Annotated in this window: 18 protein-coding genes and 1 pseudogene; 5 read left to right on the plus strand and 14 right to left on the minus strand. The window is 60.6% G+C overall.

Annotated features, from left to right (window positions below; all coding sequences use genetic code 11):
* Positions 1-55: 55 nt before the first annotated feature.
* From B0G83_RS19640 to B0G83_RS19660, 5 genes are all read right to left on the minus strand, one after another.
* The gene (locus B0G83_RS19640; RefSeq protein WP_258167990.1) at positions 56-1,048 is read right to left on the minus strand and encodes a formylglycine-generating enzyme family protein; all 993 of its coding nucleotides are present in this window, start codon (positions 1,046-1,048) and stop codon (positions 56-58) included.
* Positions 1,049-1,329: 281 nt separating this feature from the next.
* Positions 1,330-2,547, minus strand: coding sequence for a hypothetical protein (locus tag B0G83_RS19645; RefSeq protein ID WP_105509063.1), 1,218 nt, complete (start codon positions 2,545-2,547; stop codon positions 1,330-1,332).
* Between the two features lie 30 nt (positions 2,548-2,577).
* On the minus strand, positions 2,578-3,171 hold the full coding sequence (locus B0G83_RS19650; protein WP_105509064.1) for a YSC84-related protein: 594 nt from the start codon (positions 3,169-3,171) through the stop codon (positions 2,578-2,580).
* A 301-nt stretch (positions 3,172-3,472) separates the two neighbouring features.
* Entirely contained in the window at positions 3,473-4,096 is a 624-nt protein-coding gene (locus tag B0G83_RS19655) for a response regulator transcription factor (protein WP_105509065.1), read from the minus strand.
* Positions 4,093-5,967, minus strand: coding sequence for a sensor histidine kinase (locus tag B0G83_RS19660; RefSeq protein WP_181156965.1), 1,875 nt, complete (start codon positions 5,965-5,967; stop codon positions 4,093-4,095). The genes B0G83_RS19655 and B0G83_RS19660 overlap by 4 nt, the downstream gene beginning before the upstream one ends.
* 1,010 nt (positions 5,968-6,977) lie before the next feature.
* Between B0G83_RS19660 and B0G83_RS19665 the strand changes: the two genes are divergently transcribed.
* The gene (locus tag B0G83_RS19665; protein ID WP_258167991.1) at positions 6,978-8,438 is read left to right on the plus strand and encodes a class I SAM-dependent methyltransferase; all 1,461 of its coding nucleotides are present in this window, start codon (positions 6,978-6,980) and stop codon (positions 8,436-8,438) included.
* 73 nt (positions 8,439-8,511) lie between these two features.
* Here B0G83_RS19665 and B0G83_RS38215 read toward each other — a convergent pair whose 3' ends face one another.
* Positions 8,512-8,715 (minus strand): hypothetical protein, encoded by a 204-nt coding sequence (locus B0G83_RS38215; RefSeq protein ID WP_146120262.1) that lies wholly within the window; start codon positions 8,713-8,715, stop codon positions 8,512-8,514.
* 557 nt (positions 8,716-9,272) lie between these two features.
* Between B0G83_RS38215 and B0G83_RS19675 the strand changes: the two genes are divergently transcribed.
* Together B0G83_RS19675 and pstS are read left to right on the plus strand one after the other, a co-directional pair.
* Positions 9,273-10,760, plus strand: a complete 1,488-nt coding sequence (locus tag B0G83_RS19675; RefSeq protein WP_219849033.1) for an MFS transporter — start codon at positions 9,273-9,275, stop codon at positions 10,758-10,760.
* A 67-nt stretch (positions 10,761-10,827) separates the two neighbouring features.
* Positions 10,828-11,919, plus strand: coding sequence for a phosphate ABC transporter substrate-binding protein PstS (gene pstS, locus B0G83_RS19680; RefSeq protein WP_105509069.1), 1,092 nt, complete (start codon positions 10,828-10,830; stop codon positions 11,917-11,919).
* 75 nt (positions 11,920-11,994) lie between these two features.
* Here the strand turns inward: pstS and B0G83_RS19685 are convergent.
* The 6 genes and pseudogenes from B0G83_RS19685 to praA all read right to left on the minus strand — a co-directional run bounded on the left by B0G83_RS19685 (position 11,995) and on the right by praA (position 20,338).
* Positions 11,995-12,694 (minus strand): annotated as a pseudogene (locus tag B0G83_RS19685) (AIM24 family protein).
* 10 nt (positions 12,695-12,704) lie between these two features.
* Complete coding sequence (locus tag B0G83_RS19690) at positions 12,705-12,938, minus strand: DUF2964 family protein (protein ID WP_105509070.1); 234 nt, start codon at positions 12,936-12,938, stop codon at positions 12,705-12,707.
* A gap of 64 nt (positions 12,939-13,002) precedes the next feature.
* Positions 13,003-14,403: an efflux transporter outer membrane subunit gene (locus tag B0G83_RS19695; RefSeq protein ID WP_105509071.1), complete on the minus strand. Its 1,401-nt coding sequence runs from the start codon at positions 14,401-14,403 to the stop codon at positions 13,003-13,005.
* A gap of 2 nt (positions 14,404-14,405) precedes the next feature.
* A complete protein-coding gene (locus tag B0G83_RS19700; protein WP_105509072.1) occupies positions 14,406-17,567 on the minus strand; it encodes an efflux RND transporter permease subunit in 3,162 nt (1,053 codons plus the stop codon).
* 3 nt (positions 17,568-17,570) lie between these two features.
* A complete protein-coding gene (locus tag B0G83_RS39460) occupies positions 17,571-19,175 on the minus strand; it encodes an efflux RND transporter periplasmic adaptor subunit (protein ID WP_105509249.1) in 1,605 nt (534 codons plus the stop codon).
* A 680-nt stretch (positions 19,176-19,855) separates the two neighbouring features.
* On the minus strand, positions 19,856-20,338 hold the full coding sequence (gene praA, locus B0G83_RS39465; RefSeq protein ID WP_105509073.1) for an alkane oxidation protein activator PraA: 483 nt from the start codon (positions 20,336-20,338) through the stop codon (positions 19,856-19,858).
* Between the two features lie 893 nt (positions 20,339-21,231).
* Here praA and B0G83_RS19715 point away from each other — a divergent pair.
* On the plus strand, positions 21,232-22,107 hold the full coding sequence (locus B0G83_RS19715; protein WP_146120263.1) for a hypothetical protein: 876 nt from the start codon (positions 21,232-21,234) through the stop codon (positions 22,105-22,107).
* 83 nt (positions 22,108-22,190) lie between these two features.
* On the opposite strand, the gene B0G83_RS19720 is transcribed toward B0G83_RS19715, so the two are convergent.
* Complete coding sequence (locus B0G83_RS19720; protein WP_105509075.1) at positions 22,191-22,736, minus strand: glutathione peroxidase; 546 nt, start codon at positions 22,734-22,736, stop codon at positions 22,191-22,193.
* A 193-nt stretch (positions 22,737-22,929) separates the two neighbouring features.
* Here B0G83_RS19720 and B0G83_RS19725 point away from each other — a divergent pair, with 193 nt between their 5' ends.
* The gene (locus tag B0G83_RS19725; protein WP_105509076.1) at positions 22,930-23,880 is read left to right on the plus strand and encodes an ABC transporter substrate-binding protein; all 951 of its coding nucleotides are present in this window, start codon (positions 22,930-22,932) and stop codon (positions 23,878-23,880) included.
* Here the strand turns inward: B0G83_RS19725 and B0G83_RS19730 are convergent.
* A complete protein-coding gene (locus B0G83_RS19730; RefSeq protein ID WP_105509077.1) occupies positions 23,877-24,902 on the minus strand; it encodes a DMT family transporter in 1,026 nt (341 codons plus the stop codon). The genes B0G83_RS19725 and B0G83_RS19730 overlap by 4 nt on opposite strands.
* Positions 24,903-24,913 lie beyond the last annotated feature (11 nt).

Genomic DNA, 24,913 nt, shown 5'->3' on the forward strand with positions numbered 1-24,913 from the left:
GCGCCAGTCGTCGACAGGTCTGCGAGAGGATTGTCCTTCTGTCCATCAACCAGCTTCAGAATCGATCCGAAATAGAATCGCGAACTACACAACGAAAACCGACGTGGCAGATGGACGTGTCGAGCGGCTGCGCCATCCTGGCGGCGGGTCTGTAGCGCCTGCAGTAGTTCGGCGCGCACAGGAATGACCCGCCTTTAGTCACCTTGCGCGCGATCGCCAATTGCGGCGTGTGCGAATCGACGCTAGCGTCGCGCGATCCGCCGCGGGGGTTATCCAGCGTGCAGCACGTTTTCACGATCTTCGCGTGTTCCTGATACCAGTCGCTGGTCCACTGCCATACGTTGCCGGCCATGTCGTAGAGCCCGTAACCATTCGTCGAGAACGAACCTACGGGCGCGGTCCACTCGTAGCCGTCTTCCAACAGGTTCTGCCACGGGAATTCGCCTTGCCACGTGTTCGCCATCTGTTTGCCGCCAGGTGTGAACTCATTACCCCAGACGAACTCGGCCGCATCGAGACCACCACGCGCGGCAAATTCCCACTCCGCTTCGGTGGGCAGGCTCTTGCCTGACCAGTGCGCATAAGCTTGCGCGTCTTCGTACGTAACGTGCACGACCGGATGGTCCGCAAGTCCTTCAAGCGAACTGCGCGGTCCACGCGGATGACGCCAGTCGGCCCCGCGCATATAAGTCCACCAGTTGAAGTGATTGCGTAAGTCCACTCGACCCAGCGGCCTCGCGAACACGACCGAGGCCGGCTCCAGCATTTCGGGCAGCGCACCTGGATAGTCTTCGGGATTGGCTGGTCTTTCGGCGGTCGTCACGTGGCCGGTCGCCCTGACGAATCGCTCGAATTCGGCGTTTGTTACCGTGTGGCGATCCATCAGGAAGCCGCCGACACGCACTTTGTGCGTGGGCGCTTCCTCGGGATAGTGCTTGTCCGAGCCCATGACGAAAGTGCCAGCAGGGATGCGAACCATGCCGGCGGGTGCGTCGGCCGAGGCGGTGTGGGTCGTGTCGCCGATCGCTCCGACTGAAGGTTGGACCATAGTCAATCAGGACCTCGAATGGGTGCAGGAAAGCGATGCAGGCGGGTGCGTTGGACAGACATGCCGTGTCCCACTTGGCCGGCGGGAACCAGGCGACATAGCGAGTTTCATTATCCGGGTGCCCGCACGGTTCGGCTATCGGGGGAAAGGGCAACGAAATTGCCCTTTGGGGCAATTTCGTGAGATGGACACGGTTCTCTGTCGCGTAAATGGCTGTCGCTAACGACGTGATCTTCTGCTTTACGAACTCGCATGCAGACGGCGCGACGCGAGCGGCGAAATCAGAGTAGTGTTTTGAGCACCTTTGTCAGAATGCTGTGTAGCGGTAATTGCATGGCCACGACGAACAGCATGGGCACTATCGCTGGCACGACAATCGCGCTCAGGCCCAACTTGCCAACAGGGATTGCAAGCATGCTCCGAATCGCCTGATAGACCGCCTGCACATCAGCCACCGGTCCCAACTCGGGTGCATCCAAAATGTCCGGCGTGCCGACATCTTCTTTCAGAATCCAACGGCGATGCACGAGACGCCCGTGACGCCCGACCAGACTTCCATAGCTAAAAACGGCGTCACGTTTGACGTTGCCGAGCGTCACGGCGAGTGGCATGAAGGGTATGAGAAAGATCACGATCAGCATGACGGCAGTGGCAATCAACTCGCCCTTGATCTCGGTGACGTTCACGCCGTGATACATGACTTCGTGCGCAAACGAGGCTGCAACGACCGCAGACAGCGCAAACGCGACCGGACTGAAAATAAACATCAGGCGCTCGACAAAACCGACGCCTGCGACGCGATCCGGATGCACAGGAGCGAACGCGAGCGGGAATCGAGCCAGTTTAAAAAACAGCACGAAGATGAGGCATGCGCGCCAGAACCACGCGAGGAGCAGCATCGTAAAGAGTGGGCGGACAATGAGAATGAACCACCAGCCGCCAAAGGTGAGGGCGCCCGGCACGTCGCCGGAGTGAGCCGGCCAGCTCACGTCGTCGATCTGTTTGAGGAAGGCGGAGGCGGTGGTCCAGGCAATCACGGCGCCGGCGATGAGCACCCACGGCAAGGTGAGATTCCTGAGACGGACGACGCTTGCGGTAAGTTCGCGGAACTGCGCTAATGTCTCGCTGGTGACGAGTCCCGCTTCGACGAAGTGACGCAAGAGAGGTGGCATCAGCTTTTGCGCCACACCTTCCGCGATGACGAACAAGGGAATCGCGACCAGACAGCGCACGTGAATGCCGAAATGAGCCAGCAGCGTGTCGCCGTCGGCACCTCTCGATGCGCGACCGGTGAGCACCGCCCAGATCACGATCGGCAGCCAGCAAATGGCGCCAAAGATCAACGCGCGGCGCACGGTCCCCATTCCATTGCGCGGAATCCGGCCGAGCCGGCGTTGCAGGTGGAACGCCGGGTCGTCATGCACGAGCGACAGATCGATCCCAGCCAGATCGGCCGCCGGGCCCGGCGCGCTGGAACAGTTTTCTTCTGCGGCGGCCATGTGCGATTACTGACTTGCCCCAAAAGGCACTCAGATTTTTAGCCGTGAAACTTTCGTTCCTGCCAGGGAGACGTCGGCCATCAAGCCGGTGTTTGCCAGCACGAACGCTTCAACAGGGGCAGTAGCCGTAGTTGTATCGATTGCTCCGTTGGCGCCGACCTTCAAGAGTGCAACCGATGCATCGCCACCGGCGGACCAACCGTCTGAACTGCGGAAACTGTCCAGTGCGTCCTGGGTCATGAACAGAAAAATGATGGCCTTGGACTGAGCACCGGCCTGAAGTCCGAACGAACCAGAAACGGTGCTGTAATAGCCGGCCGTGCTGTCCGCGACGCGCAGTGATCCTTCGCCATACTGTCCACCGACAATAAACCCGACTTGCAACACCTTCGGAAACACAAGTACGCCCCGCGCTTTCGATACGAGTTCGCGTGAGCCGATAACGGTTGAATATAGCCGCGACATCGTGCCGTTCACGTCGGCATCGATCGATTGACGCTTTGACATGTCCGTTGCCGCCGAGTCGTGCGACGCGGACGACGTCGTACACGCGGCGAGTACCAGTGCACCGACTCCAACGCCAACCGATACCGCGGTGATCGAAAGAAAATCGCGTCGATGCATGGCCGTCTCCCGCAGGGTTGTCGATACTGAACGCCGTCGCCGAATAACGCAACGGCGTGCTTCGCATACTTGACACACTGGATTGTTGTCGATGGTGTAGCTTCACGCTATAGGGATTTGAGGCAATCGACTTGCCCCGGAGGGCAAGTCGTTGGCAGGGCCCGAGTTTTCCTGGCCCTTTCTTTTATTGAATTGCTTTCGACTCGGAAGGTACCGACCGAAACCGGGTTCCACCTCGCGATGTTGTCGGAATTATTCATGGAAAGTTGACCCACTCATCGAGAGAAGAGCTTGCGCTGATTCAGAACGGTACTTGCATCCGCACCAGCGGTTCAGCCAGTATCACAAGTTCGGCTAGCGAGTGAGCATGGAGTTTATTCATGAGATCTGCCCGGCAGGTTTTGACAGTTCGCTCGCTGACCGCAAGCTCAGCAGCGATCTGCTTGTTCAGCCGGCCGGCGACAATGCCGCGCAGTACCACCTGCTCGCGCGAACTCAAGGCTGTCTTAAGAGGCTGGTCATCTGCCACGGCCGGAGACGACGACGGCGTTGCACCAGCGAGAGCAGTTTCGATAGCGGCCAGAAGTGCCTGCGAGTCGATCGGTTTCAGGAGGAAATCGCTCGCACCGGCTTTGATGGCCATCACTGTTTTGGGAATATCATGGTGCGCGCTGATAAAAACAATGGGCATCTCGTTCCCCAGTTTATGCAGCGCACGTTGCAAATCAAGACCACCTGGCCCAGGCATTTCGAGATCCAGCAATAGGCACGCCTTTGACGTATCGGGTGTTGATACGAGAAAATCCCCCGCTGCAGGATAACTTTTTACGGTGTAGCCAGCGTGAGTCAAAAGGCGTGTCAACGCGGTACATATAGTAGGGTCATCGTCAACGACGTGGACGACGGCATCGACATGATCGCTCACAGGTGTCCTCCTTGCGTTTCAGGCTGAGTCCCAACTGCGGTGGTCTCGCTAACTTTGGAGATTTCCGGTCGAACAATAGACATCGCGGGTTCAGGCACGGCGGGAAGCCAGACGGTGAATGTGCTTCCGCCGCCCTCCCTGACGGCAGCCCAAACCTGCCCTCCGTGAGTCGTGACAATGGTGCGCACGATGGAAAGTCCCAGGCCCATGCCATGCGGCTTGGTCGTATACAACGAATTAAACACACGTTGTCCTGCGTCGGCCGGGATGCCATGTCCGCGATCGGCCACCGCCAGTTCGTAGCCTTTGCCCGAGACTCGTGTGGAAACACTCAATATCCGATTCGGAGCAAACGTACTCTCCATTGCATCCAGTGCATTAATGGCGAGGTTGATAAGCACCTGTTGCAACTGCACGCGATCGCCGAGCACCCAGGCGCTTTCTGTCGACATTGTTGCCTCGATGACAATTTGGCGTTGCCGGCATTCGGGACCGAGTAGTGCAAGTCCTTCGTCGAATGCTGAATTGAGATCGAGCGGATCCAGCGTGGTAGTGTGCTTCTGAAGGAGTATTCGCAGTCGTTGCACGACCTGATTCGCGCGTAATGCGTCGCGACGAATGTCGGCAAGGATGGAGTGGAGTTCGCCAGTCTCAGGGCCGCTCTTGAGCATCATTCCTGCCGCATCGGCGTTACTGAGAATCGCGCCTAACGGCTGCCCGACTTCATGCGCGATCGAAGCGCTCAACTCGCCCGCCGAAGCAAAGCGCGCCGCGCGGGAGAGTTCATCCAGTCGCAGCGTGGCTTCGTCTTCCGCGATCCGGCGGTGTCGGCGTTGCCAGAGCAACGCAGCGATAGTCAGTGCTTGCAGCAGAACGACGCCGACGGCGCTGAGCATGACGACACGGTACTCGCGCCAAAACGAAGGCGGTACGTTGATCAATTCACAATTCTCGGACAGCGCGGCGGCGGGTAGCCCGAGCTTTCCGAGCACCCCCGCGTCCGCGATGCAACGCGACGTGCTTGCAGCAGCGATGGCACGTCGCGCAGGAGTCTTGCCGATTAAAATCGATGCCGCGAGCGTACCGGCGAGGTGCCCGGTGGTTTCGAAACCAATCACCGACTCTGCTGCCATTTCATGACCGAGGTAGCTTGGGTACTCGCCGTAAATAGGCGCACCGGACGACTTTGCCATTGGAGCGACGAGCTCATAGGGGAGGTGGGTTCGGCCATTATTGTCGCGATACGTCGTCGTGTAGAGCACTGCGGTATCGGTCCCGAGCGCGGAGAGACGATGTTGCGGTTCGGGCACGGACAACTCGCTCCGGACGTCGACAGTCCAATCGTGGAATTGGCGCGCACGAGCTCCGCTGGTCGCGCGCTTTGCGAACCGCCGGTCTAGCTTTGCGGCACCTGAAACGATCACGAGCCGCCGCGCGGACGGCTGTGATGGCTTGGCTGTCGCCAATGTGCCGTCGATATCGAAATTGACCGGCATATAAGCGAATCCGGATGGAATGTCTTTTGGCCGGGAACCCGCCGCTCTGGTAATTATCATCGGTGCGCCCGGCCAGATTTTGGCGTGATAATGCTCAGTAAAATCGAATGCAACGTCGGTCAATCCAATTACATTGTCGATCTGCTTGTGTTCGCAATTTTTTTTCAATAGCGTAAGAAAACCTGGCATCAATTCGGCACTATCGAATCGCAGCTCGTGTAGCGTATCCGTGTAGAACTCCACGCCGCCTCGCGCGGCATTGGCAATAGCGCTCCGAATTGCGCGAAGCTGTTGCTGAGCAGCGGGCTGCGTGAGGTCTGCACCAGGCAGAATGACCACGCACCAGGTGTGACATGCATGTGCATACGTAGACATTCCTAGCATCAACGCCAGCAGCCAGTGCAGGGCGTGGCCACGAGCGAAAGCGCGCGGCGCACGAGCAGCCGCAGAGTTCCTCGGAGCGCATTCCTCTTTCATATGAGTTGGCGAAGATAGGCGTCGCCGTCACTATGCCGATTAATCTACAATTAGAATAGCCATTTGTAAGAAAAATGTCCTGAAAATACTATGAATAAATTGGGGCTAAATCGGTGAGGTAATTTCGCAGTGTACAGAATAAAACGTCCATTGAATTCCGGGAAATTCGAAAAAGGCGATGCTATTCGCAAAGCGCTGATTTTGGAAGGTGCGGAATGACTTGCCTAATGGACGTCATGCATGTACGCGATGCCGAGTTCAGCGGCGGGTAAGGCGAGTCGTTGGTCAAAAGTCCAAAGTCACGAACCGGGAGTCATCAAAGTTGACGCAAGCAAAGTTATCCATCGGGGCATCCACACAGCGAATTTCCCATGTGACGCTAGTCCAGATTCGATACGTAATTGGGGCTGCAAATTTGCCAGCTACCGCCGGATTGTTAGAAAGCCCAAACTGACTCGTGTGGTGGTTAGATTTACATAGCGCTAATGGTCGAGATTGCTTGCGTCGCGCTCCGCTGCAAATTGCAAGCAACATAGGATCAAAGTTAGCGTAATAATTTAACATAATATAAATTATCAACATTGTTTGTGTCTGTAGAGGCTAAGTTGTAATGTCCGCTTATAGCCAAGTTCAAATGTCCGCTTTCCAGCTCCGGTCTGCCTGCTGTGGCGCCTGAATTAGACAAGGACCTCAGGCTATGAGAGGCTTCGCGTCACGCGCACCGCGTCGAAAGATTCACTCGCGCGGCGACCGCCGCCGTGCATGGCGACGACGCCGCACAACAACCGTAGCCCTTCAAATAGATCGAGAACCAGACCGTGAGCGAGTGGGATGCCGGCAGTATCAATGCAATAACGTACACGCACGGCTATTGCGACGAACTGAATCCTTTGCGCAGCAGGCTCCCGTTGCTGCTGTCGGGTTTCGTTCCGCAGACCGTGCGCACCGCCTGCGAGCTCGGATTCGGTCACGGCATCAGCGTCAATATGCATGCGGCCGGGTCGGCGACACCCTGGTTCGGCACCGACTACAACCCGTCGCATGCGGACTTTGCGCGCCAATTGAGCGGGAGTGCCGGTTCGCAGGCGGCGCTGTTCGCCGAAAGCTTCTCGGCATTTTGTGCGCGCGACGACCTGCCGCAGTTCGACTTCATCGGCATGCACGGTATCTGGAGCTGGATTTCCGACGAAGATCGCGCGCTTATCGCCGATTTCATTCAACGGAAGCTCAATGTCGGCGGTGTCGTCTACGTGGCCTATAATACGCAACCCGGCTGGGCCGCCATGCTGCCGGTGCGCGAATTGATGCATTGTCATTTGCAGGCAAGGACACGCGACTCCGCCCCCTCTTCTCCGGCCCAGGCTGAGGCACACGTTGTCGAGGCAGTCGACTTCGTCAGGCGCGTGCTCGACACGCAACCCGGCTATGCGCTGGTCAATCCGCTGGTGGCTGAACGGGTCGATGCGTTGCGCAGCGAGAATCCTCGCTATCTCGCGCACGAATATTTCAATCGCGACTGGCAACCCATGTCTTTCTCGCAGGTCTCGGCGTCGCTTACCGCTGCTGGTTTGACCTATGGATGCTCGGCCGACTATCGCGATCACGTTGACGAGATCAATCTGAACGAAGCGCAACGCGCTATGCTGGCCGGTATTGCCGATACCGCCTTACGCGAAACCGTCCGGGACTTTTGCACCAACCGCTCGATGCGGCGGGATTACTGGGTCAAGGCCCCCCAGATGCTCGACATGGCATCCCGGCAGAAGGCACTGCGCGCACATCGCGTCATGCTCGCGTTGCCAAGAGCATCGGTCGTGCTAAAAGTGCGCGGCGCACTGGGAGAAGCTACGCTACCGGAAAGCTTGTACAGTCCGATTCTCGACGCGCTTGCCAGTCATCGTCCCACTACGCTCGCTGAGATTGAAAGCAGTGTACAAGGACGCGCAATCCCGCTACCTGTTATCGCTAAAGCAGTAACGTTGCTGACAGGGGCCGGCGTGTTGCTGAACGTACAGGATGAAGGTCAGATCGAACTTGCCCGTCCCTTATCGGAGCGGTTGAACGCCGCCATTTGCGAGTTCGCGCTTAGTCAGGCGGACGTGCAGTTTCTGGCCAGTCCGGTTTCCGGATCGGGCATCGCGACTTCCCGCCTGGCGCAGCTCTTTCTTCTTGCGCGACGCCGTCAATCGGGCGGACCGGCACAATGGGCCGAATTCGCTGGAGCGGCGTTGCGCGCGAGTCAGTCGTCGGTTGGCGGTGCGGAAACCGTTGACGCTCACCTGCCGAACGCCGACCACGAACTGCTCGAGAAAGCGAATCGCTTTGGCAACACTCATCTTCCCATCTTGCAAGCGCTGGGAATCGCTTAAGGTCGAACTTCAGTCGATGCAATATCGCTTCGCTATTCATGACATGACGACATAGCGTGGAAGAAACTTGCAGTCAGACAAACACGTTAATAATGCCGCCGATCAAACCCACCACGGGCGCCACCGCTGCAACCGCCGCGGCAACGTGGACCACGTCGCCGGCGATACGGTCCACAGTCTGAACGAAATTCGAACTGGACGATGGCGCCCGCTGGTTCGACGACGTCCATTGATTGGATGCCGCGACTGCGGAGCTTGCAAGGGAACCGATATTCACGCACACCTCCAGTGAGATCAAACAAGGTAGAACACGATGGCCGCGCGCATGAACTCGCATGACGACATTCAGTGCTTACCGCCCCGTAACACCCATTACATCGAATGAGCTTCGCTTGCCGTGCTCGGACCGCGCCTCATACGGCCCCGACTCATCAGACGCTGGAATGATATGAAACATTTTCCTTTCCGGCAAGTAAGCTGTTGTGAGAGATTTGGTAAGAAGATGGAAGTTCTTTGATAGAACTAGGAGCGCGTACGCTGCGATTTTCTCCATCTCAATCATTACGGAATCCAGATTATTAAGTTTTCAACTAACGTGCGGCCCCAACCACTTCCACGGCTCGACTGAAACGTCGGCAATGCAAAGCCACCCTCGCCTGCCCTCGCCGGCCGCAACTGTCGCTCCCGCGACCCGCGCGAGCGTCACGATACCGTCACGAAATCAACGCCACACTGCGGCTCTCTACTGCGGCTGCATCACTCACCTCGTGTTCCACTTCGCGTCGAATTGAGCATCGCCGCCGCAACGGTAATCATCTGACCAGGAGCTTACGTATGCACGACATGGCGGCTACGGACGACTTGCAAAAGGCAACAGTCAAGTCGGTTCAGGAGTACATCGACGAGCGGCCGATGTGGGCGGACGGTACGCGTCTTCCTTCGAGCCCGATGACGACAATGCAGTGGCGCATCTGGTCACTCGCCGCCGCTGGAAAGTTCTTTGAAGGCTTCGTCGTATTCATGACCGGTGTGGCGCTGCCGCTGATCTCACGCGAGTTCGGCATCGGCGCGGCACAGAACGGCTTTATCAGTGCCGCGAGCCTGTGCGGCATTCTGGTCGGCGCGGTGGGACTGGGCGGCATGTCCGATCACTTCGGACGCAAGCGCATGTTCATCGCCGAGATGATCATCTTCGTGGCGTTTCTCGTGCTGCTGGTGTTCTGCACCAATTTCGTCTCGCTCGTGGTGTGTCTGTTCGGTCTGGGCGTCGCGCTCGGTTGCGACTATCCGACCGCCCACATGATTATCTCCGAGAGCATTCCGAGCACGAGTCGCGGCAAGCTGGTGCTGGCGGCGTTCGCCTTTCAGGCCGTCGGCGCGCTGGCGGGCACGGGCGTTGGCTTTCTGGTGCTGTCGCTGGTGCCGACGCTCGACGCGTGGCGCTGGATGTACGGCACGGCGATTTTCCCGGCCCTGCTGGTCACGATCGGACGCTTCTACATTACCGAAAGCCCCAACTGGCTCCATGTACGCGGCGCGACCGAGCGTGCGGAACTGGCAGCCCGCCGATTGCTGGTTCGTTCGCCGCAATATCCGGCCGAGATTGTTCTCGCGCGTGAATTCGTCGTGGTCGGCAAGGGCGAGCACGAGAAAGGCAGCTTCCTCGCGCTATTCGAACGGAAGAACCTACGCGCGACGATCTTCGCTTCCGCGCCCTGGTTCCTGCAAGACCTGGGCACCTACGGCATCGGCATTTTCACGCCGACGATTCTCGCCACGGCGTTCGGCGCCAAACCCGATCACGTGCGCAGCATCGCCGATCTGATCCTCAACGATATCCTCGCCGCCAAGGGCGCAGCGCTGATCACGGCCTTGCTGATTATCGGCATCATGTTCGCGGTGGCACTGGCGGACAAGTTTGGGCGAATCTGGCTTCAGGTCGTGGGTTTCGTCGGCTGCGCGGCCGGCTTGCTGATCGCGTCGTTCTCCGACAGCTTCGACGGTACCGCCAAAACCGCGATGATTTTCGCGGGCTTCATGCTCTTCAACTTCATGACCAATCTCGGCCCGAACGCGCAGACCTATCTGCTCGCAGGCGAAGTCTTCCCCACCGCGATTCGCGGAACGGGCGCGGGTTTCGCGGCGGCGGTCGGCAAGATCGGCGCGGTTGCCACGGCCTTTCTGTTCCCGATTCTGCTCAACAGCATCGGCACCGGTCCGCTTCTTTACATCCTGGTCGGCACGTCGCTGCTGGGTGCCGTGGTCACGTGGGTGTTCCGCATCGAAACCAATGGCGTGAACCTCGACCAGATCGGCCGCTAATCGTACGCGGCCGTCTACCGGCACGCGATTGACGCAATGCTTTCGAAACAAGGCGACGGAGATTCGCATGGCTTACCCGCGTAAAAAGCAGGGATTCTGGCTACAGTGCCGCACCTTCGCAAGACGGACGCTCGGTGCGGCGACGCTCGCCGTGCTGACCAGTGCTCCCGTTCTGGCTCAACAGGTCACGCTCAACGAAACAGGCTCGACGTTGCTGTATCCGCTTCTCACCATCTGGGTCGCGCAGTACACCAGGTCGCATCCGGGTGTTCAAGTCAACGTCGGCGCGACGGGTTCCGAGGCGGGTGTCCAGCAAGTGATCGCGGGCAAGGTGAATATCGGCGCCTCGGACGCCTACATGTCGGACGCGGAGATCAGGCAAAATCCGCGCATCATCAATGTGCCGCTAGCGATCGCTGCCCAGTCGATCAACTACAACGTGCCGGGGCTCAACGCGAGTCATCTGAGGCTGGACGGCCCGACGCTTGCCGGGATTTATTCCGGCTCGGTGCGTTCGTGGGACGCGCCGCAAATCGCGGCGCTCAACCCAGGCGTCTCGCTGCCTCATCACGCGATCGTGCCGATCCGTCGCGCGGAAGGTTCGGGCGATACCTTCGTGTTCACGCAATTCCTGACGTTCTCGACGCCTTCGTGGGAGAGCGATCACGGCTACGGCACGACGATCTCGTGGCCGAGCGTGCCGGCCGCCATAACGGCCACCGGCAATGCGGGCATGGTGAAGTCGATCCAGTCGACCGATTTTTCGATTGGCTATGTCGGCGTGAGCTATAGCGACAGCATCGCCCAGGCAAAAATCGGCACGGCGGCGCTGAAGAATGGCGCCGGCGAATTCGTCTTGCCCACCCGGGACACGATCATGGCCGGCGCGGCATCGCTCGGTGCTCGTACGCCGCCCGACGAGCGTCTGACGCTGGTGTTCGCGCCCGCCAGCGGCGCCTATCCGCTCGTGAACTATGAGTACGCTGTGGTCTCCACGCAGCAATCGAACCCGGCAACCGCGGCCGCGATCCGTCGTTTTCTGCTGTGGACCATCGTGCCGTCGGAAGACAACGAGGCGTGGCTGACCGGCGCGCACTTCATTCCGTTGCCGCCGCACACGTGGGAATTGAGTCAGGCGCAGATCCAGTCGATCAAGTGAAAAAAGCCCTGCGCCGGCAACGATTCGACCCATCGAATCGTTGCCGGCGCGAGCCGACGTGCTACTTCGCGTCGTCTAGCGATCCGACGTCGAGTTGTTGAGATACATGGATTGAATCCCCACGCGCCCCGGACCCGTGAACCGGTTCACGATGAAATTGACGCCTGCGCCGAACAGACCGCTGGTCAATCGGTCGACCACCGTATCCATCTTGACTTGCGGATCCTTGTAAAGCCATCCGCCGGGTTCGATGTCGATGGTCTCGCCCGCCGCCAGCACTTTCTCGAACACATTGCCGTAGCCATGGAGCCACAGCACCCCTTCGCCGCCGTGTCCGTGGAACTTGTCGATAAAGGCCGGTTTGCCCGAACAGCATGTTGGTGATACCGCGAATCCGTTCGAACGTGTATTCCACGTTGCCGGTCGCGGCCAGAAACTGATGCTCGCGCACATGCAATTCCTCACCCGCGCGAAGGTGGATCGGCACGATATGCCCGGCGCCGTCGCGGCTGAACGCAATGATGCCGTCACCGCTCGCCTCCGTAATGAACACCTGCATGCCGGCGAGCATGCGTTTCACCGCGCCTTTGACGGGCCGGATGCCAATCCTGACGTTCGAGTTCTTCCACAGCAAAATGTGATGCTCGAAGTAGACAGGCTGCCGGGATACGTCGACCGACAACACCGGCACCAGTTCGCCGCCAATGTGATAGGTGACGCCGCCGAAGGTTTCGTCCGCCGCCGCTGTCGGCAAGAGCCGAGGGAGTTGATTCATGAAGTTCCTTTCATTCGTTCGCCGACACGAATAGCATCGAAATATAAAGAATCGTCGACACCACGATAATCGCCACGCCGACCAGTACTTTCACACGGTTGAATTCCAGCCCGCCGTTGATTGCAACGGCAATCCCCACCACCGCCGACAACGTCCCGATGGCCGCGAGCAGGACATGGACCTTGCTGCGAATAAGTTTTCTGCGTTCGGGCGGAAAGCGGTCTTTCAAAGAGTGATGTTCCATTCAAAGCTCCTTCGTGCGGAATAGTGCGGGACCGTGCGTGATCGCGTCGGAGGCTCACCGCACACTACTGCGTGGTGTTCACCGTCCAGCCGTACCCCAGCGCCTTGTACAACGCGACAATCTGCGCCAGCTGCTGATCCTGCAACTGCGACTGCTGCAATTGCGCCGCGAAAAGATTGCGTTCGGCGTCGAGTACTTCCAGATAGCTGGTGTAGCCGCCCTCGTAAAGATCATGGGCGAGCGACGTGTATTGAACCAGTGCCTCGACCTGCTGATTGGTCGCCTTCAACTGATCGCGCGTACTCGTCACGCCGACGAGCGCGTTCTCCACATCCGCGAACGCCGACTGGATGGTCTGCTGATAGCTGAACAGCGCTTCCTGCTGCTGCGCCTCGGCCGTGCGAACCGAGCCGGCAATCGCACCGCCGGTGAAAATCGGCTGCGAAATCGCGCCCGCGAACGACCAGATACGCGCCGGGCCGGTCCACAGTCCGGACAGTGCGGTGCTCGCCGCGCCGAACAGTCCCGTCAGCGATATCTCCGGAAAGTACTGCGCGCGCGCCGCGCCGATCGACGCGTTGGCGGACACCAATGCCTGTTCGGCCTGCAGCACATCCGGCCGCCGCTCGAGTAACGACGACGGCAAGCCTGCCGGAATCGCCGGCGCGGTCAATTGCGTGAGCGGCTTGCCGCGTGGAATCGGCCCGGGGTTATCGCCGAGTAGCAACGACAACGCGTTTTCCTGCTGCGCGATCTGTTGCTCGAACGCATACACCGAGGTCTGCGCCGATTGAAACTCGGACTTCGCCTGACTCACCTGCAACTGCGAAACAACGCCACCGCCGAAGCGCTCCTGAAACAGCGCGAGCGCGTCCGAGCGGCTCGCCAGCGTCGATTTCGCAATCTCCAGCCGTTGATCGAGATCGCGTAACTGCAGATAGGCGGTCGCCACGCTCGCGATCAGCGCGATACGTGTGGCCTGCTGCGCGGCCTGGGTGCCGAGATAGTCGGCGCGCGCGGCCTCGGTCATGCGCCGCACCCGGCCGAACAGATCGATTTCCCACGACGCCATCACGTCGAGCTGCACCTGATTGCCGACAGCCGGCGGGTAACCCGGCGCGGGTACGCCGCGGCTGCGGCCGCCGGCCAGGTTCGCACCGACTTGCGGGAACAGCCCGGCGCGCGTCGTCATCAGGCGGCCGTAAAACTCATCGACACGCGCGGCCGCAATGGAGAGATCCTTGTTCCGCGCCAGCGCCTGCTCGATTAGCGAATCGAGCACGGGATCGTTGAACTGGCTCCACCATTGCAATGCGGACGGGGCGACCACGTCGGCATCCGGCGCCGCATAACGGAACGACGCCGGCGTGTCCACTTCCGGCCGATGATAGTTCGGCCCAACCGTGCAGCCGGCCAGCCACAACGCGCAGACCACCGGGGCGAGACGATGCAGCGAGGGTTTCATGCTCAACCCTCCTTCGGCCCGGCCGCAACGGGCGGCTCGGCAGCCGGCTCAGATTTGCCCTTGCGTCGCGACGACAGCGTTTCGAAGCCCCAGAAGAACATCGGAATAAAGAACAGGGCGATCACCGTCGCGCCGAGCATGCCGAAGATCACGCCGGTGCCGAGCGACCGGCGGCTCGCCGCCGACGCGCCGCTTGCGATCGCCAGCGGCACGCAGCCGAGAATGAACGCGAGCGACGTCATGATGATGGGCCGCAGACGCAGCTTGGCGGCTTTCAGCGCGGCATCGTAAGGCGACAGGTTTTCTTTCTCGCGCATTTCGACGGCGAACTCGAAGATCAGAATCGCGTTCTTCGCCGCGAGCGCGATCAGCACGGTCAGGCCGATCTGGAAGTACACGTCGTCTTCCATGCCGCGCAGCAAGATGCCGATCAGCGCGCCGAACAGCGCGAACGGCACCGCGAGCAGCACGCCGATGGGCAGCGACCACTTTTCGTATTGCGCGGCGAGAATCAGGAACACCATCAGCAACGCAAACGCGAACACCGCGGCGGCGGTCGAGCCGGCCTGTTTCTCCTCGTAGGCCTGGCCGCTCCACGCATAGCTGTAGCCCTCGCCCAGCACTTCCCGCGCGGTCTGCTCCATCGCGGCGAGCGCGTCGCCCGAACTGTGCCCGGCCGCGGCGTCGCCGGTGATCTTGGCAGCCGGGAAATTGTTGAAGCGCGTCACGATATCCGCGCCCGGCACGAAGCGGAACGTGGTGACGGCCTTGATCGGCACCATGTCGCCGCTGCGGTTGCGCACATAAAGCTGCTGGATGTCGTCGGGCTGCGTGCGGTATTGCGGTTCGGCCTGCACGATCACCTGGAAGAGCCGGCTGCTCTTCGGAAACTGGCTCACGTACGACGAACCGAACATGGTTTGCAACGCCGAGTAAATGTCCTGCACCGGCACGCCGAGCGATTCCGCCCGCTCGCGGTCCACCTCGACCAGCAGTTGCCGCGAGTGGGTATTAATGGTCGAGTTCACGCCGCGTAGCGCCGGGTTCTGGCGCGCCTTCGCAATGAAGGCGCGGACGCGTTCCTCTAGATCCTGGTAACTACCGTCGCCAGTGCTTTGCAACCAGAATTCGAAGCCGCCGGTCGTGCCGAGCCCCGGAATGGAGGGCGGATTCAACGGCACCACCACGCCGTCCGTATAACCGGAGAAAGCTTTGTTCGCGTCGCGGATCAGGTCTTCCGCGGTGCCGTTCTTGCCGCGCTCGCCGAAACCCTTCAGCGTGATGAACAAGGTGCCCGCGTTCGACTTGTACTGCGAGTCCACGAGGCTGTAGCCGATTGGTGCGGCGACCGATTTGACCGCAGGCTGCTTCGCGAACCATTGCTCGGCGCGCTGCGACAGATCGCCGGTGCGGTCGAGGCTGGCGGCGTCGGGCAACACGACCGCGCCGAGCAGATAACCCTGATCTTCAGTCGGCACGAACGACGACGGAATGTGTTTGAAGAGTCCGCCGGTCGCGATAAGCATCACGACGATCAACAGGATCGAGATCACGACGCGGCGGATCGCGAGTTGCACGGCGCGGCCGTAGCCTTCTGTCATGCTCTCGAAACGCTCGTTGAACCAAAGGAAAAATCGGTTCTTCTTTTTCGTTTCGGGTTTGAGCAGGATCGCCGCGAGCGCCGGCGACAAAGTCAACGCCACCACGCCCGACAGCACGACCGACACCGCGATCGTCACCGCGAACTGCTTGTACAACTGCCCGGTAATACCGGATAGAAACGCCACCGGAATAAACACCGCGAGCAGTACCAGCACGATCGCGATCACCGGGCCGGTGACTTCGTCCATGGCGTGTTTGGCGGCTTCTTTCGGCGGTAGACCGAACTCGGTCATATTGCGCTCGACGTTTTCGATCACGACGATTGCATCGTCCACCACGATGCCGATCGCGAGCACCATGCCGAACAAGGTCAGCATGTTGATCGAAAAGCCGAACGCCATCATGCCGATGAACGCACCCAGAATCGACACCGGCACCGCAAGAATCGGCACCAGCGTCGCGCGAAAGCTTTGCAGGAAGATGAACACCACCAGAATCACGAGGATCACCGCGTCGCGCAACGTATGCACGACCTCGCCGATCGACTCCTGCACGAACTCGGTCGTATCCAGCGCGACTTCGTATTTGAGGCCGGGCGGAAAGCCCTTCTGCATCCGTTCGAGGGTCTGTCGCACTTCTTTTGCAACCTGTAGCGCGTTGGCGCCCGGCTGCTGGTAGACGGCGATCAGCGTGGCGGTTTTGCCGTTATAGCGGCCACGCAGCGAATAATCCTTCGCGCCGAGTTCCGCGTGACCGATGTCCTTGATGCGCACCGTCGACGCGTCGCCCGAACCGGCGCGCAGAATGATGTTGTCGAAGTCGGCGGGCTCTGTCATGCGGCCTTTGGTGGCGACCGGAAACGTCTGCTGCACCGGTCCGTTGGTCGGCGACTGGCCGAGACGGCCGGCGGAAAATTGCTGGTTCTGGTTGCTGACGGCCTGCTGCACGTCGGCGACGGTGATGCCGAGCTTCGCCATCCGGTCAGGCTTGATCCAGATCCGCATGGCGTAGTCGGCCGAGCCGAAAATCGAGGCCTGATTCGCGCCTGGAATCCGCTTCAACGCGTCGAGCACGTAGACGTTCGCGTAGTTCGCCACGTACGACTGGTCGTACGAGTTCTCCGGCGAATAGATCGCGATCACCATCATGAACGCAGACGAGCGCTTCTGCACCGAGACCCCTTGCGCGGTCACCGAATCGGGCAGCGTCGGTAGCGCGAGGTTCACGCGGTTCTGCACGTCGACCTGCGCGAGCGACGGGTCCGTGCCGGTCTTGAAGTACGCCGTGAGGGTCATGTTGCCGGTCGATGAACTGGACGAGTTCATGTACATCATGTTGTCCGCGCCGTTGACCTGCTGCTCCAGCGGTGCCGCCACGTTCTGCGCGACGACTTCGGCGCTCGCACCCGGATAGGTCGCGCTGACGGTGATGGTCGGCGGCGCGATGTCGGGAAACTGCGCGATCGGCAGATTGAACATCGCGACCGTGCCGGCCACCACGAGGATGATCGACACCACCGACGCGAAAATCGGCCGGTCAATGAAGAAGTGGGCGAACTTCATCGCTCAGCCTCCGGTCGTGGGGCTGAGGGTGACATCGACGCGGCGCGATTTGCCGGGCGCGTCGGTGGCGACAATGCGTGCGGGGCGCTGCATGTCGATCCGCGCAACGTCCACGCCCGCGACGATCAGCGCGGAGCGCACCGTCGTGGCGCGCGCGGCGGCCAGTTTGACGTTGTCGGCGTAGGACCCGGTGGCGTCGGTGTAGCCGGAAATCGCCACGCGCGTACCGGGCGATGAGGCCAGTTGGCGGGCCACGGCGGCTAACGCGTCGGCGGATTCACGGTCGAGGCTCGCGCTGCCGACGGCGAAGAAGAGTTCGGTGTGGGCGGGTTGGGTGGCGCCATCCGGCGCCCCTGCCCCAGCACCGTTTTGACCTGCAGCGCCGGTCGTTGCGCCCGCACCCGATTGACCAGCGGGCTTGCCGCCGCCCCCGGCCGCCCCACCCGCGATCGCCGCAATATTCACACTCGCCGCCGGCAACGGCACTACCCGCGCATTCACCGCCGCACCCGGCATCAATCGCATCGCGTTATTGATCACCACCCGATCGCCCACCTGCAGGCCGGAATTGACGACCCAGTCGTTGCCGTTCCATTCCCCTGCTTCGATCGCGCGCTGTTGGGCCTTGCCGTCTTTGTCGACGGTCCACACGTATTCGCCGCGCGAGCCCTGCATGACCGCGCCCTGCGGCACGGCGATCGCCGCGCTGCGCTGCGCGCCAAGCAGTTTGATTCGCACGAACTGGCCGGGCCGCAATGAACCGGTCGGGTTCGGCACGGCGGCGCGAATCAGATAGGTGCCGGTTTCCGAACTCAACGCCGCGTCCTGAAACGCGATATGGCCGCGCTGCGGATAGACGCTGCCGTCCGCCAGCACGATCAACGCTTCGAGACCGCCGAGCGGCGGCAGCTTCAGCGTGCCGTTGGCGGTCTGCGCCCGCAATTGCAGCATCTCGTTCTCGGACAGCGAAAAATTGATCCACATCGGATCGAGCTTGGCGACGTAAGTCAGCAGACTGTTGGACGAGTCGATATACGAGCCGTCCTGCTTCTTCGCGAAGCTCGACAAGCCGGTGACCGGCGCGGTGATGGTCGTATAGCCGAGATTCAGGTTCGCACTGGTGACGTTGGCGCGTGCCTGTTCGAGCGCGGCGGCGGCGGCCTGCTGCTGGCCGATCGAATCGTCGAGGTCTTTCTGGCTCAGCGCATTCTTCGCGACGAGCGGCCGCACGCGATTCAGGTTCGCCTGCGCCGTATCGAGCCGTGCTTTCTGCTGCGCCATTTCGGCGCGCGCGGCGTCGAGCGCCGCTTCGAAGGGCTTGCGGTCCATCACGAACATCACATCGCCCTGATGAACCATCGCGCCTTCCTGGTAGACGCGCTTCTCCAGAAAGCCGTTCACGCGCGCGCGGATCTCGACCTGTTGCGAACTCTCCGTCTGGCCGACGTAGTCGAACGGCACCGGCACATCGCGCAGCGCGACGTCGACCACGTCGACGTTGACCGGCGCACGTGCGGCTTCAGGCGCCTGTTTGTCATGACAGCCACCCAGCGTCGCCAGCACCGTCACGGCGAGGCCAGTGGTAAAGACGTGCAACGCTCGCATCATCGTGATCTCCGTCGGCAAAGCGGCCGGACCGTATGGAGGCCCGGACGCAATCGCGCTACGCCGCGGCGGGTAGTCCGTGCGTGCGCGTGGAACGATCTTGATACTGCGCTGCAGCGTCAGGCATTCCGCACGAAGGTGCGCGTTCTCGACGTGAAATCCGTGTGCGGACCCGTTCACTTCCGCTCGTTAAAAACGGACAAACGTGGAGCGTCCTGTCGTTCAGCGACGACTCACGGCCTATGACAAAGCCGTTAAAGCGACCGCAATAAACGGGTAAACCGCATTGAAATGAAGGGAGGCGAGCCGCACGGATGAGTGCGGCGCCAGCAAGCGTGTTCCGGGTGACTCGTCAACTGATGCATACGTGCTCCTTATTTTTCTAGCAGTATGTCAATCCGATATCCAGTACCGCTGCACTGAGTTGAGAAGGCAATGGCCATTTGCCCGGGAATATATCGTGCGTTTTCCCACCTGTGCGCGCAGGCAGTGTAGCACCGCTAATCGAAAAACAACATGTGAGGATGGGAGTCGGACCACGTGAATAAGCGGTCTGTTTTGTCGGCTTTTCAGCACGCGCAACATAACGGGTTGGGCAATCGACCAGACTGCCGGGCGAGTTGACGGACCGCCAACCGTTACGCGAGCTTCGCCGTTTTTTGCGGCGAAGCTCGACACCTCGATTACGGCGAGACCGTGAAGGCCGGATTCGGACTGACCGACAGGCTATTCACCTTGCAGTTGCCGGACAGCGGCTGATTGCTCGCGCTGAGCGTATTGGTGCCGTTGCTCCACGCGCCATTGATCGTGGAAGGACCGCAGTTCGCGCCGAGCACGCTGAAGCCGACGTTCGCCACATTGCCGGTCGTCGTGCTGGTGGCCACGAGCTTCCACGGCAGCCCGATAATCTGCGGCACGCCGCACAGGCCGCCGCCCGTGATCGCGACCGAGTTAATCTGCGCGTAAGTGCCGTCGGTGCTCACCACGCCGCTGAGCGTGATGCCGCAGCTGACATTCGGCGCGATCGGTGTGCTGACGTTGATCGTGCCCGGTGCGCTGAAGGATGCACCTGCCGGTCCGATCGTCGCCGCGGCGGCGATCGGAGCGACGGCGGCGAATGCGATAGCGATGGCGCTGCTGCATGCAAAAGTTTTGATCAGCTTCATGATTGACCTTCCCAGAAAAAAGACTAAAGAAATGGCTGGAGTTGGGCAGCCGGCGGCGCTGTGCGTGGACCTCGCCGCCTGGCCGTTTGAAGCGCCTGACTACTGCTATCCGCTCGGTCGGCGGGCATCGTCATGCCTGCCGCCGTCGGCGTCGTTCGTCATCCTGATCGCCTTGGTGTGGTGTGTTCAGGGAAGCCGAACCTCATGCGATTTCTGTTGCGACTGCTGTTGCTGTTGCGATTTCTGCTAATGCACGCCGCGAGCAATAACTTGCACGCAATCAGAAGAACGACGGCCGACAAGGCGCCACGAACAGGTGTCCAAAATCCCATTGCTTTGTCTCCGTCAGGTTTTTATATTCACCGCGTACGATAATCGCCAGGCATACCCATCCCGGTTTTATACGGACATAACAGATCAAGGTATTAAAATGACTGGCATAGCACTGCCCGACCCAATGGATCGGCAATATATTCAGTCGGAAAATGCGCGTTGCATTTAAAAACGGGCTGAGTCCCGCAACAGGCGTGATGTCTCGCGAGATGACCGTGCCATCGCACTCCTCGTTCGGTTGGGATGCTGCAGTGCACCGCAGTCATTGGCCAGATATTTCAAATAATTATGTGGGCAAACAGTAGTCTGGACGGAGCGGCGTGTATATAGAATTTTTGATCCAAACCGCAGATTTCGGCCGGGCCTTGTATTGCCGTCGCTTCGCGGATGTTTTTAAACGGCCGAATGAATCCGCTGTAGGGGTGCGCCGGCGTTTAACGGTTTCAACCCGATGCAATTAGCGTATTCTCACTGCCAGGCCAACTGATTTAGAAAGCGCCGTGATCCGATTCAAACCGTCGGCAATCGGGTGTTAATGGGGAAACGAGGGGGCGCGCACCATGTCATTCCAGAACGCGAGAAAACCCGCCGCAATGCGGTGGTGGCTTTTCGCCGGCTGCGGGGTATTGGGCCTCGGCACGATTGCGTTGACTGCTGTCTTGATGGGCCAGTGGCCGACGCGCGCGGATCCCGCCACACAGATTGCAGCGCAATCCGACGTCGAGCCGAGGATTTCCAGACCCGTCACGAATCGCCACGGTCTGACGGCGGCGTCTTCCACAGCATCCGCTTCCTCCGCCCACGTCGGGATCGACGTGCTATCGCGCCTCGAAACGGCGGGACGCGATGCAACCCTGATCCGACCGGAAAGCAACCTCAGCAATACGCTCGACGAAGCTCTGCAACGCGCGCTGTCGTTTCCCGATTTCGGCGCGCTCGCGGGACGCACCGATCCGGAGGGCCTCTTCGAAGCCGCGGCCTGGGTCGATGCGTGCGAGCGTGGCGCCTTCGCCGCTCAAGACCTCTCGTTGCGATGCCGGGAGCCGGGTCGGCACGGCGCGCAGTATACGGACGACCTGTTGAAGCAGGCCGCCGATGCGGGCCAACCCGGCGCCGTGCTGACCTTGGCGGCACGACACCCGGAACAATGGGTGGAGATTCCGTTGAACGGCGGCGGCATGCTCGGCGACCGCGTGTTCGCACTCGCCGCGCTAGGACGATCCGCCGCGTTGGTGCTGCTCAGTCAACTGTGTGCGGTGCCCGATGTCTGCGTCGACGAGCAATTGACGCGCAACGTGCTGGCACTGCTGCAATTGAGCATCTACAAGACGGGAACCTCGGAGGCGGGTGACTATCTGACGGGCTCCGAGAATAACCGCCGCGAAGCGGTCGAGCGCGCCGCCCGGCTTCGCACGGCACTGCAATGGCCGCCTTGAGCGATCGCCGGGCGCGGCGGTCAGGGCGACGCGATAGCATCGCCCACGTTCACGCCCGCGCTACCAAAGCGGATTGAACGGTTTCAACGAGCCAGTTCGGCTTCGATCGCCGCGACGAGGCGCGGGTCGTCGGCGGTGACATCGGGAGAGAAACGCCCCACTACGCGGCCGTCGCGACTGACCAGGAATTTTTCGAAGTTCCACAGTACGTCCGGCGCCGCGTTGGGTTCGATGCCATAGCCCTTGAGCCGTTCGCGGAACGGACCCTCGCCGGTGGCGTCGGGCTGCGTGGCGGTCAGCGTCTGATACAGCGGATGCTGATCGGTGCCGACCACCGAGATCTTCGAGAACAGCGGGAATTTCACGTCATAGGTGCTGGTGCAGAAGTTCTGAATTTCCTCGTCGCTCCCCGGCTCCTGGCCTTTGAAGTTGTTCGCCGGAAAACCCAGTACCTTGAGACCGTCGCCGCGCCTGTCTTCGTAGAGTTTTTCCAGCGCTTCGTATTGCGGCGTCAGCCCGCATTTCGAGGCCACGTTCACGACCAGCAGCACCTTGCCTTGAAACTGCTTCAGTGTTTGCGGCGTACCGTCAATCGACGTGACAGGTACATCGTATAAGGCTTGCGTCATGGATCACCTTCGGTTGGTTGAGGGATGGCACACGATACGCCGCTTTTCGAATGTCGGCAGAACACGGCCGCGTGATCGTCACGCTCCAATAACCTTATTCCTATTGATTGGTTCGCCCGGTTGCGGCGAGACGCTATTGTCGGGCGTTCGAACGGTCTCGCCCACTCCACCTGAACACAATGAGAGTTCAATCATGAAACCGCCACGTTCGCACCGCTTCACCGGCCAGATTCTGCTCAGCGCAATCGCGGCGATTGCCATGAGTTACAGCACGCTCGCGTTGCCCGGCGTCGCGCTGGATCTGAGTCCGCAGCAGCCGGACCGGATCCGCGTGCAGCCGGATCCGGCCGCCGTGAAAGCCGTGTCCACGCAGTTTCGTTTCGTAAAAGACGACACGCTGACAATCGGCATTCATCCGACCATCCCGCCGATCAGCACCTATGCGACCGACGCCAAAACCGTGGTCGGTTTCGATGCCGACCTCGCGCAAGCGGTCGCGGATAGCCTGGGTAGAAAACTGGAACTGGTGCCGGTGGCGTGGGCCGACTGGCCGCTCGCGCTGGAGTCCGGCAAGGTCGACGCGGTGTTATCGAACGTCACCGTGACCGAGGAGCGCAAGCTCAAATTCGACTTTTCCAGCTACCGTCAGGATCAGGTTGGCTTCTATGTGAAGTCCGACAGCAGAATCACGTCGCTGAAGGAACCGAAGGACGTGGCCGGCCTGCGCATCATCACGGACTCCGGCACCAACCAGGAAAAGATCCTGCTGGCGTGGGACAAGGACAATGTTGCGCACGGTCTGAAGCCGGTCGCTGTCCAGTACTACGACGACGTGGCCGTGAGGAATCTCGCGCTGCAATCCGGCCGCGCCGACGCCGTGTTCACCGTCAACGCGACCCAGGCGTATCAGGCCGCGCAGCAAGGCAAGACGAAACTGGTCGGCACGGTCAATGGCGGCTGGCCACGCACGGCAGAACTCGCTATCGCAACGCGCAAAGGCAGCGGCCTCGCCGATGCGCTCACCACCTCGTTGAACGACCTGATCGCGTCGGGTACTTACAAGCGTGTGCTGGACCGATGGAACCTCGGCTCCGAGGCGATCGCGAGATCGGCGACCAATCCGCCGGGCTTGCCTAAACTCTAGGCGGTTTCGCCGCGCGCGGCGCCGAGTCTTCGGGCTCGACGCCGCAGGTAAAGATTGTTGAAAATCAGCGCGAGTCCCGTCGTACACGCTCCGGCAATTTGCGCGCGCGCCGGCACGACGCCGGTCAGCGACGACAGCACGAAGGTGGTGACCGGCAGGACGTCCATGAAGAGCACGCCGTTGAGCGGCGTCAGAATCCGGTTGCCCATATTCCAGAACAGAATCGCGACGAAGCCTGCAATCGGCCCCATGTACAGCAGGTGCGGCGCAATGGCCCACAGTTGGCCACCCGACGGCACGGGCACGACACGCAAGGCGAACAGCAAAGCGTTGAGCCCGAGGATCGTCGTCAAACCGAGCCATAAGGTTACGGTGGTGTACTTGAGTGCCGACCAGCTTTTGAAGTGCGACGCGCTGAACGTGTAGACGACCCAGCAGAGCGCGCCGACCAGAATCAGGCCATTCGCTGAATAGTGCTGCGGTTCGTGCAGCGCCGACACGATATTGCCCTTCGTGACCACCAGCGAGACGCCGGCGAACGACATCAGAATGAACAGCAGCGTCACCACCGGCGGCATGCTTTTGCGGACCAGCGAGTTCAGCAGCAGGCCCATCATAGGCTGGGTCGCCATCATGATCGATGCGGTCAGCGCGCCTTGCGGGCCGGCGAGTTGCTGACCGAGAAACACAAACGAGCCGAAGCCGCAAAATCCGACCGAGCCGAGCAGCCACGCCAATGCCAGCGACTCGCCGTTCGGTCGCCACGCGCCCTTGCCTTCCTTCACGACCAGTAGCACGAGAAAGGCCACGCCCGCGATCAGATACCGCAGCGACGTGAAGGTAAATGGATCGACATGCGTCAGCGCATCCGTCATGACGGGGAACATGATGCCCATCAATACCGTCGCCGCGACGCAGAACAGCACGCCTTTGCCATACGCGCCCTGAACTGGAGGATGGGCGGCGCCTGTTGCGCCAGCACGACCGGCGGTGACTGTCGATAATCCAGTCGTCTCATTCATGAATGATCGTT

Origin of the sequence: Paraburkholderia sp. BL21I4N1, from assembly GCF_002973525.1 — a bacterium.
GTDB lineage: Bacteria > Pseudomonadota > Gammaproteobacteria > Burkholderiales > Burkholderiaceae > Paraburkholderia.

Coding starts and splice junctions, on each gene's coding strand:
- B0G83_RS19645 (WP_105509063.1), bottom strand. CDS start 2,547: ATGGCCGCCGCAGAAGAAAACTGTTCCAGCGCGCCGGGCCCGGCGGCC.
- B0G83_RS19725 (WP_105509076.1), top strand. CDS start 22,930: ATGAAACCGCCACGTTCGCACCGCTTCACCGGCCAGATTCTGCTCAGC.
- B0G83_RS19675 (WP_219849033.1), top strand. CDS start 9,273: ATGCACGACATGGCGGCTACGGACGACTTGCAAAAGGCAACAGTCAAG.
- B0G83_RS19715 (WP_146120263.1), top strand. CDS start 21,232: ATGTCATTCCAGAACGCGAGAAAACCCGCCGCAATGCGGTGGTGGCTT.
- B0G83_RS19650 (WP_105509064.1), bottom strand. CDS start 3,171: ATGCATCGACGCGATTTTCTTTCGATCACCGCGGTATCGGTTGGCGTT.
- pstS (WP_105509069.1), top strand. CDS start 10,828: ATGGCTTACCCGCGTAAAAAGCAGGGATTCTGGCTACAGTGCCGCACC.
- B0G83_RS19700 (WP_105509072.1), bottom strand. CDS start 17,567: ATGAAGTTCGCCCACTTCTTCATTGACCGGCCGATTTTCGCGTCGGTG.
- B0G83_RS19660 (WP_181156965.1), bottom strand. CDS start 5,967: ATGTCTACGTATGCACATGCATGTCACACCTGGTGCGTGGTCATTCTG.
- B0G83_RS39460 (WP_105509249.1), bottom strand. CDS start 19,175: ATGATGCGAGCGTTGCACGTCTTTACCACTGGCCTCGCCGTGACGGTG.
- B0G83_RS19730 (WP_105509077.1), bottom strand. CDS start 24,902: ATGAATGAGACGACTGGATTATCGACAGTCACCGCCGGTCGTGCTGGC.
- B0G83_RS19720 (WP_105509075.1), bottom strand. CDS start 22,736: ATGACGCAAGCCTTATACGATGTACCTGTCACGTCGATTGACGGTACG.
- praA (WP_105509073.1), bottom strand. CDS start 20,338: ATGAAGCTGATCAAAACTTTTGCATGCAGCAGCGCCATCGCTATCGCA.
- B0G83_RS19640 (WP_258167990.1), bottom strand. CDS start 1,048: ATGGTCCAACCTTCAGTCGGAGCGATCGGCGACACGACCCACACCGCC.
- B0G83_RS19690 (WP_105509070.1), bottom strand. CDS start 12,938: ATGGAACATCACTCTTTGAAAGACCGCTTTCCGCCCGAACGCAGAAAA.
- B0G83_RS19695 (WP_105509071.1), bottom strand. CDS start 14,403: ATGAAACCCTCGCTGCATCGTCTCGCCCCGGTGGTCTGCGCGTTGTGG.